Origin of the sequence: Jhaorihella thermophila, assembly GCF_900108275.1 — a bacterium.
In the GTDB taxonomy this organism is placed as follows: Bacteria; Pseudomonadota; Alphaproteobacteria; order Rhodobacterales; family Rhodobacteraceae; genus Jhaorihella; species Jhaorihella thermophila.
In genome coordinates this window covers 1-1,541 of the sequence record NZ_FNVD01000058.1, presented here as the reverse complement: position 1 = coordinate 1,541, position 1,541 = coordinate 1, and the positions used below count along the sequence as shown (strand labels likewise).

Annotated in this window: 2 protein-coding genes; one reads left to right on the top strand and one right to left on the bottom strand. The window is 45.4% G+C overall.

Going from position 1 to position 1,541, the window contains the following annotated elements:
* Positions 1-341 (bottom strand): transposase (locus tag C4S70_RS18345; protein ID WP_146064276.1); only part of this gene is annotated, 341 nt, incomplete at its 3' end.
* A 262-nt stretch (positions 342-603) separates the two neighbouring features.
* Between C4S70_RS18345 and C4S70_RS18340 the strand changes: the two genes are divergently transcribed.
* Positions 604-1,101: a hypothetical protein gene (locus tag C4S70_RS18340; RefSeq protein WP_146064275.1), complete on the top strand. Its 498-nt coding sequence runs from the start codon at positions 604-606 to the stop codon at positions 1,099-1,101.
* The last annotated feature ends 440 nt before the right edge of the window (positions 1,102-1,541 follow it).

Genomic DNA, 1,541 nt, shown 5'->3' with positions numbered 1-1,541 from the left:
TTTTTGAGCAACCGGTTCTCAAGCGTCAGTTCCGCAACGACCTCCTTCAGCGCCAACGCCTCGGACCACAGTTCCTTGACTTCAGGGGCCGTCGCCTGCCGGGCGGTGTCGCCCGCGAGCCGGTTCTTCCCGGCTTCGAGGAATTCCTTCGACCAGGAGTAATACAGGCTCTCAGCAATACCCTCGCGGCGACACAGTGCAGCGATGCTTTCCTCACCGCGCAGGCCAGCCAGGACAATCCTGATCTTCTCTTCCGCTGAATACTGTTTACGGGTCTTCCGCTTGATGCCTCTGACCAGCTTGTCAGCGGCATCTTTGCTTGTTCCGGATTTCTTGTTCATCTTCGCTCCTTGATGGCTTCGATGAACCAGAAATCCTCCGTTGCTCAAACCCCTAAATCTGTCCGATAGGTGCTGACTTCAGACAAAGTGATAACTAAATAACCGGGCCGTTCATTTTTAATTGCATTTCCATATGGGTGGGTGATCTTTTCAATGGTCATTAGGGCTCGATTTCCTTGTTAATTTTTTAATACAGCCATTGTTGACAAAAAGGTGTCATATCAATTATATATATAGGAAATGGAACATTAAGGAGGCATCAATGTCACACATCAGCCCTATCGAACATGGAATTCTGCGAGGCCATGTATACAATCTTCGCAATGACATCGAAATTTTAACTCAACAGAAGATTGAGCTTATATCAATGGTTGAGAACCATCGGGCGAGAATACGTAAGCTTGAAGCAGAGAACGCTGCGCTTCGCAAAAAGGTCGACGAAATAAGCGAAGAGCTGATTGATTACCAATTGTCTACGGCAAAACTTCGGACCCACGTACATGCTGAACAGAAAATAAGCTGGGCACTGATGACTTATATTGACGAACTGACAAAACACCAGAATATATTTCGAATAGAAAAGAAAAACTTCATAGTTGAAACAGTTCCTTCCGGGAAACGGAAAGGTAAACCAATAACGTTGAAGGATGAGTACTACCTCAAAGCGTTTAAGGAATATTATGAGAAAAGATACAAAGAGAAATACAAGAAGTATATCTCCGACTGGAAGTCATTCTTGCACTCCAAGATCGACTACTAGTCGATATGGCAAACAATAATCGTGGCCTCAAAATATGGATGAGGCCACGATTATTATTGCTTCAAATTAATCAGCCTCTTTATCTTCTCGCGGGTTGCTTTTAGAAGATTGCGTTTCGCTGTTATTGTTGTTGCTTCCATTGTCGAAGCTACTTGCATTTTTCCCTTCCATGTTTGAAATATTAACATTTTTATTCTGTGCGACTCTCTGATCTTGTTTTGCGACGCTAACAGTGCTCGACATCTCTCTGATTCTACTCTCCGAAGATCTGTTGAGAACACCCACGATAGTATGGCTGTCATTCTCTTCGCCCAGACCTTCTGCGGAAGCACCTGTCCGTCGTCAGAGTTTTTCGGACAGCGCAAGCAGTTTCGTAACGGAGGCTCTGGTTCGGTTTCTGTCTGAGTTTAGGCGGCAGCGGCTTGATGTTGCAACCGGCG